This window comes from Streptodolium elevatio, from assembly GCF_040649515.1.
GTDB lineage: Bacteria > Actinomycetota > Actinomycetes > Streptomycetales > Streptomycetaceae > Yinghuangia > Yinghuangia elevatio.
Genome location: NZ_JBEZFP010000104.1, coordinates 17,718 through 32,921, shown reverse-complemented (window position 1 = coordinate 32,921; position 15,204 = coordinate 17,718). Strand labels below are relative to the sequence as shown.

General features: G+C 69.3%; 13 protein-coding genes and 3 pseudogenes. 8 read left to right on the top strand and 8 right to left on the bottom strand.

Translation table 11 applies throughout. From position 1 onward, the window contains the following. Positions 1 to 962: 962 nt before the first annotated feature. Positions 963 to 1,589: a hypothetical protein gene (locus AB0C36_RS31010; protein WP_358360537.1), complete on the bottom strand. Its 627-nt coding sequence runs from the start codon at positions 1,587 to 1,589 to the stop codon at positions 963 to 965. A 628-nt stretch (positions 1,590 to 2,217) separates the two neighbouring features. Beyond that, positions 2,218 to 2,649: an Lrp/AsnC family transcriptional regulator gene (locus AB0C36_RS31005; protein WP_358360534.1), complete on the bottom strand. Its 432-nt coding sequence runs from the start codon at positions 2,647 to 2,649 to the stop codon at positions 2,218 to 2,220. A gap of 134 nt (positions 2,650 to 2,783) precedes the next feature. On the opposite strand from AB0C36_RS31005, the gene AB0C36_RS31000 reads away from it, so the two are divergent. The 3 genes from AB0C36_RS31000 to AB0C36_RS30990 all read left to right on the top strand — a co-directional run bounded on the left by AB0C36_RS31000 (position 2,784) and on the right by AB0C36_RS30990 (position 5,064). Further along, positions 2,784 to 3,692 (top strand): EamA family transporter, encoded by a 909-nt coding sequence (locus AB0C36_RS31000; protein WP_358360532.1) that lies wholly within the window; start codon positions 2,784 to 2,786, stop codon positions 3,690 to 3,692. After that, on the top strand, positions 3,689 to 4,687 hold the full coding sequence (locus tag AB0C36_RS30995; RefSeq protein ID WP_358360529.1) for an aldo/keto reductase: 999 nt from the start codon (positions 3,689 to 3,691) through the stop codon (positions 4,685 to 4,687). The genes AB0C36_RS31000 and AB0C36_RS30995 overlap by 4 nt, the downstream gene beginning before the upstream one ends. A 227-nt stretch (positions 4,688 to 4,914) precedes the next feature. After that, on the top strand, positions 4,915 to 5,064 hold the full coding sequence (locus AB0C36_RS30990; RefSeq protein ID WP_358360526.1) for a hypothetical protein: 150 nt from the start codon (positions 4,915 to 4,917) through the stop codon (positions 5,062 to 5,064). 115 nt (positions 5,065 to 5,179) lie between these two features. Here the strand turns inward: AB0C36_RS30990 and AB0C36_RS30985 are convergent. From AB0C36_RS30985 to AB0C36_RS30975, 3 genes and pseudogenes are all read right to left on the bottom strand, one after another. Further along, positions 5,180 to 5,284 (bottom strand): annotated as a pseudogene (locus AB0C36_RS30985) (IS5/IS1182 family transposase); the annotation flags it as partial. 130 nt (positions 5,285 to 5,414) lie between these two features. Then, a pseudogene (locus tag AB0C36_RS30980) lies at positions 5,415 to 6,191 on the bottom strand (transposase). A 30-nt stretch (positions 6,192 to 6,221) separates the two neighbouring features. Then, positions 6,222 to 7,241 (bottom strand): AraC family transcriptional regulator, encoded by a 1,020-nt coding sequence (locus AB0C36_RS30975; protein ID WP_358360524.1) that lies wholly within the window; start codon positions 7,239 to 7,241, stop codon positions 6,222 to 6,224. Between the two features lie 730 nt (positions 7,242 to 7,971). Between AB0C36_RS30975 and AB0C36_RS30970 the strand changes: the two genes are divergently transcribed. Then, positions 7,972 to 8,505 (top strand): SRPBCC family protein, encoded by a 534-nt coding sequence (locus AB0C36_RS30970; protein ID WP_358360521.1) that lies wholly within the window; start codon positions 7,972 to 7,974, stop codon positions 8,503 to 8,505. Between the two features lie 270 nt (positions 8,506 to 8,775). Continuing rightward, positions 8,776 to 10,182 (top strand): phosphotransferase, encoded by a 1,407-nt coding sequence (locus AB0C36_RS30965; protein WP_358360519.1) that lies wholly within the window; start codon positions 8,776 to 8,778, stop codon positions 10,180 to 10,182. Positions 10,183 to 10,681: 499 nt separating this feature from the next. On the opposite strand, the pseudogene AB0C36_RS30955 reads toward AB0C36_RS30965, so the two are convergent. Then, a pseudogene (locus AB0C36_RS30955) lies at positions 10,682 to 10,996 on the bottom strand (glutathione-dependent formaldehyde dehydrogenase); the annotation flags it as partial. Between the two features lie 250 nt (positions 10,997 to 11,246). On the opposite strand from AB0C36_RS30955, the gene AB0C36_RS30950 reads away from it, so the two are divergent. Together AB0C36_RS30950 and AB0C36_RS30945 are read left to right on the top strand one after the other, a co-directional pair. Beyond that, on the top strand, positions 11,247 to 11,741 hold the full coding sequence (locus AB0C36_RS30950; protein WP_358360514.1) for a hemerythrin domain-containing protein: 495 nt from the start codon (positions 11,247 to 11,249) through the stop codon (positions 11,739 to 11,741). A 296-nt stretch (positions 11,742 to 12,037) separates the two neighbouring features. Next, positions 12,038 to 12,901, top strand: a complete 864-nt coding sequence (locus AB0C36_RS30945) for an SDR family oxidoreductase (RefSeq protein WP_358360512.1) — start codon at positions 12,038 to 12,040, stop codon at positions 12,899 to 12,901. Between the two features lie 475 nt (positions 12,902 to 13,376). Here the strand turns inward: AB0C36_RS30945 and AB0C36_RS30940 are convergent, their stop codons facing one another. Continuing rightward, positions 13,377 to 13,751 (bottom strand): HGxxPAAW family protein, encoded by a 375-nt coding sequence (locus AB0C36_RS30940; RefSeq protein ID WP_358360510.1) that lies wholly within the window; start codon positions 13,749 to 13,751, stop codon positions 13,377 to 13,379. A gap of 245 nt (positions 13,752 to 13,996) precedes the next feature. Here AB0C36_RS30940 and AB0C36_RS30935 point away from each other — a divergent pair, with 245 nt between their 5' ends. Continuing rightward, positions 13,997 to 14,254, top strand: a complete 258-nt coding sequence (locus tag AB0C36_RS30935; protein WP_435839150.1) for a hypothetical protein — start codon at positions 13,997 to 13,999, stop codon at positions 14,252 to 14,254. A gap of 106 nt (positions 14,255 to 14,360) precedes the next feature. Here the strand turns inward: AB0C36_RS30935 and AB0C36_RS30930 are convergent, their stop codons facing one another. Then, positions 14,361 to 15,086 (bottom strand): DUF6766 family protein, encoded by a 726-nt coding sequence (locus AB0C36_RS30930; protein WP_358360507.1) that lies wholly within the window; start codon positions 15,084 to 15,086, stop codon positions 14,361 to 14,363. Positions 15,087 to 15,204 lie beyond the last annotated feature (118 nt).

Sequence of the window (15,204 nt, the reverse complement as noted above, 5' to 3'; positions counted from 1 at the left end):
CGGGCCCGGCCGGAAGGCTGCCGGGGGTGCGGGGATCGCTGTTGCTTGACCGGAGACCACCTCACTATCGATGTCCTGCGGTACCCGGGCTCAAGTCCTACGCCCGGGCGATCCTGATGGCGCTCGGCTCCTCCGTTCATCCCTCGGATGATCAACTACTTGGGGCTGGGTACTGCTGGTACTGCGTGTTGCTTGGTACCGCCGGTGTTGCGTACTGCTGGGTGACCTGCTCAACGGTCACCCTCCGGCAGCCAGCCCCGCATCGCCCGCCCTACACCTGCTCGGGCGTGGAACCCCACTGCCGAACTTCCCGGCGCGCGCGCCCGCAGCCGACGCCTTCACCGAGGTACTGCCCACACTTCACTGCGGGGTACTGCGACCTACATCCATCAGAACTGCCAGTGCGGCCCAGCTCGCGGCGCCCTTGACACTGCGGGCTACCCGGCCGGCCATCGGCCCCGTCGCCCTCCCGCAACAACCCGGCTTCGGAACCCGACCACCGCACTGTCCTACCAACGCACTTGCATGTCCTACCGGCCGACAGTTCATCCTCTGCCAAGCCCTACCGTCTCTCTGGCTACAACAGAAACCATAGCCACACCACAACCCAATGTCTACTCCGACAAACACAGATTTTTGCGTGTCGCCCAGTGAGGCAATCAATGCCGATCAGGTGGCACCGCAGGCAGACCGCATGGACACCGCGCAGGTCCCTACAGCTCTGTTCAACGTGTTCAGCCCGCCCGCGCCGGGCACACCACTACAAGGGAGCAGCCGGGTGGGGCCGACGGCTCCTCGACGGCCGGCCGGGCGGATCCCGCTCGGGGATGTTCGGGACCCGCCCCGCCGGCCGTCAGCCCGCAGCAATCGGACACACCCGAGTCGGCGATGCAGCCCTTCGAACCTCGGGGCCGGTTGCATCGTTCGAGCGGGACGCACCGATCAGTCCGGCCGCATCCGCTCTACCGCCGCCCGGTGCGGCGCCGCCGCCAGTACGCCACGGTGACCAGACCGAGCAACGGCCCCCAGAGCAGCAACGGGGTGTAGCAGACGTAGTAGACGGCGGATTTCCAGCCGCCCGCTTCTCCGGGGTAGCCAGAGGGCGTCGGCTCCCCTTGGAGCGTGACACCGGCGAAATCCGCGGCGAAGGCAGTCGTCCACATGGCCGTCAGCAGCACCGTGCCGATCGTGGCGGGGACGACGGCGGCGAGCGGCGGCACCCTGCGTCCGCGCAACACGGGGACCCAGCGCGGGAACACCTCGCCCCAGGCGGCGATAAGTCCAACCGCGGTGAACGCCACCAGTTCCGAGAAGACGGACAGGAAGATGATGTACACCTTTCCGGGCAGCCAGCCAGGGAGGTCGCCCGAGCCCGTGTCGGCGCTGCCCGTCAGGGCGGGGACGTACTCCGTGGCGATCCGCCAGAGGCTGGAGGGGAGTACGACGAGCGGGACGGCGAGCGCGGCATTGCGCACCCAGCGGGAGACTCCGGCCACCGGAGCGTGGGCGGCTGCCCAGCCGGCACGCAACCGACCGGCCGGGGGCGGTGTTCCGTGGCCGTGGGTCCGTTCCATGGTCTGGGTGGTCATGCGCTGGCCCTCCGGCGTTTCGGTTCCGCGGGCTCGGTTCGCCCGGCATGCGTCGAAGATCGCAGCCCTCGGAGCCCGGAACATCGACCACGTGGAGCCATCCGGGGTCGGCCGCACGGACGAGGCGACTCGCCCCGGAGGCCCACGAACGGCCTGCCCTGGCCTCGTCCTTGACCAAGCCGATCCCCACAGGGCGCGCTTGTGGCAATCCGCGAACGAAGAAAGGCCCCAGGGCCGCCCCGACGGTCATGGCAGTGGCCCCATACGCGCCGTTCGCCGCACCGAACTCCCCTCCCTATGAGGAGAGTTACGCCTCTGCTTCCTGCGTCGCGGGGATGCATGGTCCACCCGGCGAACGCGCTGCTCCGCACGGACGGCCTGCGAACACGCGGGCGGGCTCTCGGTTGTTGCAGCGTATCGGCGCGGGCCGGTGCGGCTGCCGCCGCGCCGCGCCGCCGAGGGGCGGATCATCCTCACGGTCGATGCGGATCCACCTCAGCCCCTGCGGTGAGAGGCGCGGAACGCCCCCGCAAGGGCAACGTGTGCGTGCGCCAAGTGTCGTCCTCGCCTTGCCGGGCCAACCCCAGGGGACTGTCCCGGTTCTTGCATCAGGCGCACGGCCTTGATGTCACAGCCCTGGCGTACGCGGTGGCACGGGGGTGGACTGGATGATCGACGTGGTGGTCTGGCCGTGGAGGAGGAAGCGGTCGAGTACCTCCTCGAAGGTGTTGAGGTCGGTGGCATGCACCTTGATCAGGAAGCAGTCTTCGCCGGTGATGCGGTGGCACTCACTGACCTGAGGCAGACTCCTCGCCAGTTCGGCGATCTTCGGCAGCTGCCCCGGGCCCGGGCGGACCCGGACGAACGCCGCCACGGGATAGCCGAGCGCCGCCGGGTCCACGTCGAGGCGGTAACCACGGATCACGTTGTCCTCCCGCAGCCGCCGTATCCGATCCCGTGCGGTGGGCACCGAGACCCCGACTCGGCGGGCCAACTCAGCCATGGACAGCCGGGCGTCCGCGTCGAGTTCGGTCAGTATGGCCCGGTCCACGGCGTCCACGGGGTCCACTCTCTCGCCTTCTTCCTGATCGCGATAAAGAACGCAGATATACAGCACCAACCGTAAAGCTGACGCCCGTTCAACTTACTTGTTCGGCATGGTCTTTGGCGTCCCTTGTTTGCGATCCTTCTGCCGTGGTCAACGATGTCGGACGCTTCCGCCCTGGTGCCTCACCACCACGCTTTGCCGCCGCTGCCGATCGTGTCCCGCCGCCGGCGTTCTTCGTCACGAGTGCGGTCTTCCACTACCTCGGTCCCGCCTGCGCGGTCCTGCTCTTCGCCCGTGTCGACGTTCTGGGCGTCGCCTGGCTGCGGATCGCCTCGGCAGCCGTGGTCTTCGCCGTCTGGCGACGGCCGTGGCGGGTGTGGGGCGCCGCCAACTGGCGGCAGCGCCGGCAACTGCTCGCGCTCGGTGCCGTGCTCGGCGCCATGAACAGCGTGTTCTACCTTGCCCTGGACCGTCTGCCGCTCGGCACGGTCGGAGCCGTCGAGTTTCTCGGCCCCGTTCTCCTGGCGGCCCTCGGTGTACGCACCGGCCGCAACGTGCTCGCGCTCGCCCTGGCGGTCACCGGGGTCTACCTGCTCACCGATGTGTACCTCGTCGAGGAACCGCTCGGCCTCGTCCTGGCCCTCGGCAACTGTGTGCTGTTCACCTTCTACGTGGTCCTCGGTCACCGCCTCGCGGAGGACGGCGGCGCCTCGGGCATCGACCGTCTCGGCGCCTCGATGCTCATCGCGATGATCGTGGTCTCGCCGGTCGGCATCGCCGACGCCGCCGACGCCGTCGCCACACCGGCCCTCTTGGTGGCCGCCCTCGGCGTCGGAATCTGCTCGTCGGTCATCCCCTACGTCTGCGATCAGCTGGCCATGGCGCGCATCCCCAGGGCGACCTTTGCCCTGATGCTCTCCCTGCTCCCCGCCACCGCGGCGATCACCGGCGTCGTCGTCCTCACCCAGATCCCCTCCTGGCTCGAAGGCGTCGGCGTCGCCTTGGTCGTCACCGCAGTCGCAGTCCACCAAGAACGAAGTGAGGAATCCGCATGAGGTACGTCAGATTGGGCGCAACGGGATTGAACGTGTCCCGGATCTGCCTGGGCATGATGGGCTACGGAAACCCTCCGGATCCCGGCCACCCGTACTGGGAGTCCTGGCACCTCGATCAGGACGCGGCCGAACCAATCGTGCTCCGAGCCGCCGAAGCGGGCGTGACGTTCTACGACACTGCCGACATGTACGCCCAGGGCGCCAGCGAGCGGATCACAGGCGCTCTGCTCACCAAGGTTTTCCCTCGGCGTGAGGACTATGTGCTGTCCACCAAGGTGTACTACCCCATGGGTCCGGGCCCCAACGACCGGGGCCTGTCGCGCCGCCACATCCTGGACAGCATCGACGCCTCGCTCGAACGGCTTGGCACGGACTACGTCGACCTGTACCAGATCCACAGGTGGGACAACGAGACCCCGATCGAAGAGACCATGCAGGCGCTGCACGACGTGGTACGAGCAGGCAAGGCCCGCTATATCGGCGCATCGAGCATGTACGCCTGGCAGTTCGCCAAAGCCCAGCACACGGCGCAGTCGGCCGGCTGGACCAGGTTCGTGTCGATGCAGAACCACTACAACCTGCTCTACCGGGAAGAGGAACGGGAGATGATTCCGCTCTGCTCGGACCAAGGCGTGGGAGTCCTCCCGTACAGCCCGCTGGCACGCGGGCTGCTCACCGGCACCCGCGCACGCGGCGGCCGAGGGAGCACCGCGCGCTCCGGCAACGACCCGCTCGCCGACGAGCGGTACGCCGAAGCCGACTTCGACATCGTCGACGCCCTGCACACGCTGGCCGCGGGGCACGCCCGACCCGCAGCACAAATTGCCTTGGCCTGGCTCCTGTCGAAACCCAACGTGACAGCACCCGTGCTCGGGGCGACCAAACCGCAGCACATCGACGACGCGATCGCCGCGCTCGACATCACCCTCGACGAGGAGCACACGGCTTTGCTCGAGACGCCGTACCGCCCGCATCCAGTCATCGGACACGACTGACGCCTCATCACCCGACCTGCCTGGCCAGGAGGCAACCTCAGGCCCGGACGCTCAACTGGAAAACCACGTGGGCCGGCGCATCCGCTCCAGTCTCCGCCGCGGTCGCCGCCGCAGAGGAGCGCTCCGCCGGCGTGCGACGCTGCGGGCCCGTACGGCAGCTCGAGCCGGCTGGCACCATCAAATTCGGTAGGGAACGCCGAACATGTCGGCGCAGAGATGGAGTTGCCATGAAGCGGTGGTTCGGACGTTGGACGATGGTGCTCGCGGTCACGGCGGCCTTGGTGGCCGCGGCGGGCGTATCCGCGGGGTCGTCGGACAGCGGCGGGCGCGGCGGGGCAAGCGCCGTGGAGTTCGACAACGGATACGGCTGGTGGTGACGCCGCTTCCTCGGCAGCACCAAATCAAAACGGTGACGCCGTTTTCGACCTGGGCGGGCTACTCCGTGGCCACCCGCCACCCGCCACCCGAAACGGTCGGCACTCCCGCTTCCTGCCGGTCCGGCACGTGCGGCCGGCCCGGGACCTGCTTCAACTGCGGGACCGGCAACAACGGCTCGATCAGCACCCACAACTCGTCCGAGACGTTCCATGGACGCAACTCCCCTTTGCGCACGAGCCGTTCGACGACCCGATCCGGTGAAAGTCACCCTGCCAACGACCTTTCTGTTAGGACCTCTCTAACGGTTGTCACGTAACTGGCGAACGGCTGTGGCCTGCGGTTGTGTTGCTCATCCGGTCATGGCGAGGTTGTGCATCCGCGCGACCGCGCTCACCGCCCAGAACACGCCGTCGCCTTTGCGGCGGCAGTCGCGCAGGACCTTCCAGTTCTCCATGCGGGCGAAGACGTGCTCGACGCGGGCGCGGACCCTGCGGTGGTCGCTGTTTGTGCTCGGCCCGCCAGCCGGCGACCTCCGCCTCGCCCGAGCGGCGCCGGTGCGGGATGAGGCAGCCGGTGCCCTGGTAACCACCGTCCGCGAGCACGGTCGCGCGGCCGGTTGCAGTGTCGACGCCGGACTCGGCGAACGCCCGGCAGTCGCTGCGGTTGCCCGGCAGCGGCCGACCGCGACCACCAGGCGGGTGTCCGCGTGCACCAGGACCTGCAGGTTCGTCGAGAACCGGTAGTTCTTCGACGACGCGGCGACCTGCCGGTCGCGGGTCGGGACCAGCGTCCCGTCCACGATCAGCACCTCGCCCGAACGCGGCTTCGCCCGCGGCGGGTCCAACGCGAGCAGTGGACTGTGCCGATCCACGATCCGGTGCGCCGCCGCGTGCGAGACACCGAACAACGGCCCGAGCTGCCGCATCGTCAGGTTCGTCCGTAGATAGAACGCGACCATCAGGACCCGGTCTTCCAACGACAGCGCCCACGGCCGACCCGGTCGGGCCGGATCCAACGCCTGGCCACCCCGCGCCTGGACCGTCCGCACCAGCGCGCGGAACTGCCGGTACGTCAACCCCGTGAACACCGGCACCAGTTCACGATCCACCGCCGAGACAACCCCCATACCCACACCAACGCGACACGGCCAAACGGGTTACGAGACAACCTTTAGGCGTGCGTTTCGAGGGCCAGGTCGCGTGATGGGGTGGCGGAGTCGTGCTTTCAGCCTCCGTGTCCGTTGTCGCTGTCGGGGTTCGGCGCCCATTCGGGCCCGGAAGTTTCGAGGGGTTTCGCCGTATCGGGCCTTGAACGCGGCGGAGAACCACGTGGGCGTCAAGCCCACCCGGGCGGCGATCTCGCCGATGGGTGTCGGGTCGGGTCGCGTGTCGGCGAGCAGGTCCCTTGCCAGTCGCAGACTTTCCTCCTGCCGTACGTCCCGAAAGGTGGTGCCGGCGCCTTGGAGGGCAAGTCGTAGTTGTCGTGGCGACCAGCCCAGCGCGCGGGCTACTGCGGACAAGTGCAGGTCGCGGTGTCCGACGTGCTCGCGGACGTACCGGCGTACGACAGTCGCGATCTCGTCCAGGTGGCCTTGGGCGGGTTTGGTGTCCCCCGTCGCCAGCATGCACAGCAGTTCGGCGATGCGATCGCACACCGCTCCGAATTCCGGGCCCGAGAGCGCCGCACCCTGGGAGTGTGCGCTGCGCATCATGTCGCGGACGACGTGGCCCAGGCCGGAGCGCAGGTCGAGCGTTCGGCGCAGCGGTCTGTCCACGCGTATCCGGCCGTCCAGCGCGGCGCGGGGAATCTGGAACCCATAGCAGTCGGCCGTGGGGAAGTACATGCTGCACGTCTCCCCGAGCAGCATGATCGAGGCGAGGCCGGGCATCACGACGGTTTGGCGGTCGTCCTGGCGGATGCTGTACCCGCCCGAGCGGGGCACCAAGACCCAGTAGTGCGCGTCGCCGGGGTCGCGGCGAATCTGCGAGGGGGTGCGTCGGGCGGTGCGTTCTCCGTTCTGGACGAACCGCAGCAGTCGGTAGGACTCCGACTCCTGGATCGTGAGTTCGGCGCTCCACGCCGGGGAGCCGCGGTAGCGCTGATCCATCGGCACCAGGGCGTTGATGAGGGAACTCCACGACTGCGTGTCGTGAACCGCCCAGTCGTGGTAGCGCACCGATGCATCGCCCCCTGACAACCGGATCTTGAGGTGTCGGCGAGAGATGCTAGCCGATCGCGGCGCCCGTCTCGGGGACCGCGGTTCCCCGCCCGATCCAGGGCCGGGCCCGGTCGATCCCGCCCGGCATGTCGGCGGAATCCTTCCGTTCCGGGCCCGGGTGCAGTCGCGTACCCGGTCCGCCGGGGGGCTTCCCCCTCGGCGTTCTGAGGTCCGCGTCGGAGGCGGCCTGTCGCAGTTCGTCCGCGTCCATGTCGCGGATGTGGGCGGTGAAGAACCAGGAGTGGCCGAAAGGGTCTTCAAGTTCGACTTGCAGGTCTCCGTGGAATTGATCCCCGAGGGGCCGGACTGTCCGGGCTCCGCGGTTGACGGCGTGTTCGGCCAAGGAGCTCACGTCAGGGACGTATATCAGGAGGTTCATCCGCACCGAACGCTCCTGGGTGGAACGCCACGGCGGGCGCGCCGACGTCACCACCCGACCGGGCGACCTCGAACCGAAGCCCCCGGCCCCATCCACCGGGTCGAGTCGACGGCCTGCATTAGCCCGCCACGTACGTGATCGCGTGGTCGCGATATCGCGCTCCGTGCCGGAATTACGTTTTTGTGTCGACCGTTTCCGCTGAGCGGCTCGATTCACGCCGCGCCCTGTCCTGAAGGCCCGGCGCCTTGCAGGCTGCTGTGCGCTCGGGAAGGCGAGCGACGCGACGACTCCGGTGCGACCCCGCATCGGATGAGCCCGTCCGAGCCCCCCGAAGACCCGGCAACCGAAACCATCGAACGCGCATCGGGCCACAACCGATGCCGATCGGCGCTCGGCTTTGCGTCGGGATCGACTCGGGCGGCTCTCCGGCTGTTCTCGGCCGATCCCAGGCGTTCGAGCCCCGGCGATCCCGCCACACGACACGCGGCACCAGAGCGAAGGAAACACGACGTGCGGACGATATCCACCTCCATCGACATCGGCGCCTCACCGATGACCGTCTGGGAGGCTTTGGTCGACCTGGACCGCTATCCGCCGTGGAATCCCTTCATCCTGGAGGCGTCCGGGACCGTCGCCGCCGGCGAGACCCGCACCTTGCGGATGTTTCCCCTCGATGGCAAGCCGATGACTTTCCGCCCACGCGTCCTGGCCGCCGAAGTCGGGGCCCGGCTGCGTTGGATCGGTCGCTTCGTCGCACCCGCGTCTTCGACGGCGAGCACGAGTTCGTCCTCACCCCCACGGCGGCTCGCGCGCGGACGCATGGCCGGTCAGGTGCGCCGGTGACGCCCCGGTGGCGGCCGCATCGATGGTGGCATCGAGGCCGTCGGGGCGCGACCGCACCACGGAACTCCTGACGCAGGCCCCGGCCACGGGCCGGGGCACCGCGCGGTTGGTCAGGAATCGAGAAGCGCAGGCTGCCGAGGCGTCCCTACTGTCATCGCCGTGACGCCCCCTCAGACAGGGGGTCCCTCGACGAACGGCACGATCTCCCGCCGTCCTGTCACGGCATCGCACGCTCTCATCCGGCACCCTGACGCGACCTCAGGAGTCTCCTTGAGCGGCGAGTCCCAGCCCTACGAGGTCGACGTGCCGTTGCTGCTGGGCAGCGGCACCAGCAACGAGACCTGGACCGTCCCGGGAACCGATGCGGTCCAGCGCTGGCCGACCGGGCAGATCAACGCCCTCGACCTGCGGGTGATCACCGACACCGACGCCCGCACCGCGCTTCGGGAGGCCTACCCCGGCGCATACACCTCCGCGCCCACCCCCACCGGCGAACCACTTGCCCTCCCGGCCGGCCTGCCCCGGCTGGCACCCCACAAAGGAGCGCCCACCGCCGACGAAGCTGCGTTCGACTGGCACGTGGGACACCTGATCGACGAACTCGGCTACATCAGCCACCACAGCGAGGCCGCCGCACTCGCCGTGACCGACAAGGCACAGCGCTCCGTCCAGATCCTGACCTCGCTTCCGGAGGCCGAGGTGCCGATGCGCTGCGCCGCGGACGCGGACGACTGCACCGTGGCGCGCGCGTTCACCGTCCGGGTCGCAGAGGTGGTGACACCGGTGATCGGCGAACAACTCGCCCACGCGTTCCGCCTGCCCGTACCCGCGCAGCTGGACGCCGCTCTTCCCGCCCCGGTCCAGGACCGCAGCAGTCCCGTCCTGGCGCACGGGGACCCGACCGTCGGGAACTTCATGTGGTCCTTCGGCGAACCGGTCCTGACCGACTGGGAACTCGCCCGCCCCGCCCCGCGCGTCTCCGCTGCCGCCCACACCCTCGCCGCGCTGGTCACCCGCGCCCCGTACCCGCTGCGCCCGCAGCGGATGGAGGAGTTCCTCGACAAGGTCGCCGGCGCCCGCGAGGCACTCGACAGCGGCCTGTACGCGACCTACCACGCCTACGAGGTCGCCCGGGCACCGTGGGTGGACATCCTGCGGGGCCTACGCGGCGAGGTGGACCCCGCACTCGTCCACCGCAACATCGCCCGCTTCCTCGGCGACGACGCCCCCACGATGAAGCAGGTGACGGGCCTGATCGGGGCACACGCAGGCGACGCATTCCCGCTGCCCGCCCTCCCGGCGGCGGCTGCCAGGCACCTCGCCGAACCGCCGCACGGACACGAGCACCCGGACGAGCGGTACGGCGCGGCCGAAGCGCTCCACGCCGAGGTCACCGACGCCGCCGCGGCACTGATGCCACCCGAACAGTACCGGCACTACCGCAGCCTCCTTGAGACCGCCGCGTTGGCCCTGCCCCCCGTCGCGGGATCAGTCCTCGAAGTCGGGCGGCGTCTGCGCGAGGCCGGTGCGACCGAGGTGTCCAGCCACCTGCACCGCGACCGCATGACGTACCGATTCGACAGGACACAGCCACAGGCCCCCCTGACAGTCCACCAGCCTCGAGCGCAACTGGAACGCGGCAAAAGCCTGAGCAAGCATCCAGGCGACGACAGCTGACAAGACCGACAAGCCACGACCGGCCGGGGCTCCCGGACCTCCCGCCCAGGCATCTGCCGCGCAGGCACCCGCGGGTGCGGAGTCCGGCGACGCGGTGCAGGCCGCGCCGGCCGACATGCTCGACCTGTCCATGACCACCAAGCAAGCCCACTGGAGCATCCACGGCCGTGGTCTTTTCGCCGTGCACACCCACCTCGACGAAATCGCCGCACGTGCCCGCGATCTCGACGACGACCTCGCCGAACGCGCCGCAGCCGGGGGCCGGCGCGGCACACGCGCGCACCGCCGGGTCGGTGTCGTCGAGGTACGCGGAGGTGACTTGGTCCCACAACCCAGGCACAACACCGCGGCGCGCCGTCCTGCTTGCGCCGGAACATCCCGTACGCGGCCGGCCCGTGCGCCAGCGGTAGCCGGTGGGTGGCGAAGTCCGCCGTGCCCAGCGGGTCTTCCTCGGTGAGCAGCGGCAGGCTGTCGCCGACCCAGCGGTGGACGTTGGCCGGGGACCCTCAGGGACCTTGACGGGCAGGTTGTTTCCGAACGGCACGCGTAGGAACTCCGCCTGGCCGCCGGGCACCTGCCCGTAGAGGCGGGTATACCGAACAGCGCGCCCCCGCTGCCCTGTTCGCGGACCTGCGTGGTCTCACACCACGAGTGCAGCCCCTGGCAGCAAGTGCGGCAGGTACCGCGGGAGACGTTGAACGGGATCACGACCCGGTCCGATGCGGACGATCACGTCGGTCGGTTCCTGCATCACCCGATCCGGGACGGTGTCGATCCGGACGTCGCGCCGTCCGTGCCAGGTCAAGGCTTTCATGTGGGGCCCTTCGGCTCATATGGACGAGTCCCGGGCTCCGGTGCCCACCGTTCCGGCCCTGTCGCGGCAGGCCGGCGGCGCGGTGCCCGGGGCCGCGCGGTGACCGCTGGACCTGCCGATGCGCGCGACCGGCCGCCTTCCGCCCGCGCCGGCCCCAGGGCCGCCCCGCATACGGCCCGGTTCGGCGGGTAGCCGCACGGGAGAACCGCAGGTGACAAGGTCCGCGGATGTGCACAGGAAGGGAACCGTCGTGACTGCGCAAACCGACGTCGTCGAACTGATCCTCAAGGACCACCGGCGTATGGAGGACCTCTTCCGGCAGATGCGCAGCGTCGAGGCGGACCGGGCGGCCGCGCTGGCCGAGTTCGCCGACCTCCTCATCGCGCACGGCCTCGCGGAGGAAAGCGAGGTTTATCCCGCCTTGAAGCGCTACAAGCACATCGACGACGAAGAGGTCGAGCACGGCGAGGAGGAGCACGAAGAAGGCAACAAGGCGCTCCTCGACCTCCTCGAAGTCGACGAGGTCGGCTCGGAGGAGTGGGACGAAAAGCTGGAGGAACTCGTCGAGAAGGTCACCCACCACGCCGACGAAGAGGAGCGCACCATCCTCAACGGCGCCCGTGAGAATGTCGCCATGAACCGGCGGGAAGAACTCGGCGCTGCCTTCGCCGCAGAGCGCGCCAGGCAACTCAAGGCAAACTGCGGCGACATCGGCAACGTCCGAGACATCGTCCATGGCAAATGAGCACGGCGTGGTTCAGGGGCTGGCCGACGGTTATGGGACGTCGTGCCCAGTCGAGGCCGCCGCCGATCTGACACCCTTCGCCAGACGTCATGAATGCTTCGGGATTTTCGTTCGGCCCCGGCGCGCACCGCATCACGTCGACGGCGCGGCTCCACGTTTGGCGTGTTCGCGTGGTTGACAGCGTGAGGGCGCGCTTGCGACCAGGTGTGCCGTTGCGAGCGCACGGGTAGCGCAGATGGCCAGTGCCGTCCCGCTGCCGAACGGGGAGCGGCGGCATCGCATTGGACGGAGCACCGATGGGCGAAGACTCGCGGATCCCGGCTCAGGAGCAGCCGTACCCGGGGACGACGGACCCGATGACGCCGCGTCCTCGCGACGAAATGGCCGACTACCAAGGCAGTGGCCTGCTGCTCGGCAAGCGGGCGCTGATCACCGGAGGCGACTCCGGGATCGGGCGGGCGGTCGCGGTGGCGTTCGCGAAAGAAGGCGCGGACGTCGCCATCGGGTATCTGGCAGAGGTCGAGGACGAAGATGCCGCGCACACGGCGCGCCTGGTCGAGGCCACCGGCCGGCGCTGCGTCGTGCACCGTGCCGATCTGTCCGTCCAGGAAAACTGCCAGGGCCTGGTGGACGACGCGGTCGAGGAGTTGGGCGGACTGGACATCCTCGTCAACAACTGCGCGTACCAGCAACCAGTCGAGGATTTCGCCGACTTGGACTCCGAGACGTGGGAGTACACCTTCCGGGTCAACATCCACAGCTACTTCTGGACCACCAAAGCCGCACTCCCCCACTTGGCCGACGGCTCGGCGATCATCAACACCTCGTCGATCAACGGCCTGCGCGGCAACCGCACCCTGATCGACTACTCGGCCACCAAGGGCGCGGTGCTCGCACTGACGTACGCGCTGTCCCAGTCCCTGCGCGAACGCGGAATTCGCGTCAACTGCGTGGCCCCGGGCCCGGTATGGACTCCGCTGATCCCGGCGACGTTCACCGCCGACCGGGTTGAGTCGTTCGGCGAGCAGGCACCGATGGGCCGCGCCGCGGAGCCGGACGAAATCGCGCCCTCGTACGTCTTCTTCGCCGCGGGACGCCTGTCCAGCTACTACACCGGCGAAGTCCTCACCCCCGTCGGCGGCGAGACCCTGCCTGGCTGACGGCCTCCGGTGCGGGCCACGATTCCGGGGCCCGCACCGGGGCCCGCCGGGGCCTACGCCTCATCGCCGCGTGCCCCGGGTCGCAAGTGCATTCACGCGAACTCGATGTCTCGTGCCGGACAGATGCGTGCGCCGAGGTTGCGCTCCATCATTCGGAGCGCGGATGCGCGTACAGACAGCCGCCGTCGTGCAGGAGGCCGCGCAGGAGGGGTGGGCAACTGCGGTTCCGTCGGGTGCGGGTGGATGGTGACGCGCACCTGACCGGTGGAGTCGGTGCAGACGTCGGTTCCGGGAGTGCGGCCCACGGTGCCCACGGACGCGGAGGTCTGTCGGTGCCCGCCGACGGGACCGTCACCAACTACCGGTCGACCGCACGGGTCCGAGAGCGCAACACAGCACCCGGCGCGCTGCCGGGGTCTGCGTTTGCCGGGTGGTCGAGGGCGGGTGGCCGTCGACATGCGGTGGTCGGCTCGTGCTACGACCGGTCCCGCGAGGTGGTCCGGTCGGCTGACCACTGCTCCTCACCGTTGTCCTGCACGAACTGGTCGCGCAGCTCGACGTCGCCCTCTTGGTGGTACCCGGGCGGTACACCGAGCCCCATGAGCGACAGGAGCTTTCCGAGGACGGCCCCGACCGCCGCCACGCCGACACCGGTCCAGAACAGCCAGGGTTCGGCCAGCGGCAAGGCCACCGCCGCGACGACACAACCGGCCAGGATCACTGCCACGCCGATCCACGCGGCCGAGCTGTGTCCGGCGTTCCCGACACGCATGTCACCGCGCCCGTACCGTTTCCGGGCCAGCTCGTGGGAGTCGGTCTCCTGCCGGTCGTAACTCGGGTCATGACTCATGTGCGGCCTCCGTCAGGTCGTCGGCTCCGCATCGGAATCCAAGGTCCGAGGTGCGGAGTCGTCTCGGGATGTGCCGCTACCCGACTCGGATGATCCGATGCGTCGAGTGATCGCCGGATCGCGGAGGCGGGGCTCCCGGCCCCACACCGTGTCGGAGGGGAAGTGCGGCCGCAGGCGCGGGCCGGCGAACGGCCGGACAACGGCGCCTGTGCACCTGTCGCCGCGAATCGGGTAGACGCGTGACCATGGAGCGATTCGAGATTCTGATCTTTCCGTTCAACGAGCAGGACATGCCGGAGGACGCCCGAGGCCCGGCCGTGCGATCGGCGATCGTCCGGTCCACCGGCGAGCAGGGAGCCTCGGGCTTCCCCCGGTACGCCGGTGACGGCGTCCAAGCCGACATCGATCCCGAGACCGGGGCGGTCGAGGCCATCACCGTGGACGGCGCCGAACTGGAGGACAGTTGGAGCGCCCGAGCCGTACGCGATACGGAGGCGTCCTGACGCCTGCGACGGCTGGGTACAGCCGTTTCCACGGGTTGGGCGGGCCGTACGGCCAGCTCGGCTCGCGAGAAGACATCCGGCGTCCGGGTTGCGCGACGCCGGTTCGTCAGCCGCCCTCGACACCGGTGGCGCCGTGCGACGCGCCGACCGGTTTCGACTCGGGTGAGCCGCGCTGACGCAGGTAGATCGCCAACAGCGCCATCGAGGCGATCGCCAGGAGCTCGGACTGCCAGTTCTGCAGGGTCCGATCCCAGAAGTCGGCGGAGGCGGCGTACTGCGTCCAGCCGATCGGCGCCTGGAGGTCGCGGAGCCGCTGCTCGTTGTAGGCGGCCGTGCCGGTGACCGATTGGGCAAGCCAGCACAGAACGAAGATCGTGCCCATCACCAGCCCGAGGGAATGCGAGTACAGGCGCTGCCGCCACCCGCCGGCGCCGGCCCAGGACGGCGAGTCGGACCGGGCGTGGGGGCCCGCCCGCTGGTCCTCGTCGGTTTCGGTGCCGGCCCTTCCGAGTTTCTTCGACTCCGGGGAACCGCGTTGCAGCAGCCAGATCGTGCCGGTGATGTACAGGAAGAACTGCAGGTACTCCGACTGCCAGTTCTCCGTCACGTCGACCGCGAAATCGGACGAGGTGACGTACTCCCAAAGACCCACCCGCGCAAAGCCGTCGACCGCGAGCTGATCGTTGAAGGCGGCGCGGCCCGCAAAAGCCTGCCCGACGAGCGCCGCGAGGAAGGCGGTCAGGAATGTCAGGCCCAACGCGTTGTCGCGAACAAACGCGGCGAGGCGCGCCCGGAGGGGGCGGCTCGGGTGCGGACGACGCGCGGCGGTCACCGCTGCATCAGCCCGAGCGCGGTGAAGTACGCCAGCCCGCAGCCGATGACAACAGGCAGACGACGAACATCGTGCGCACGTCGCCCGTCACCGCCCCCTGATGTCGCGCGTCGACGGA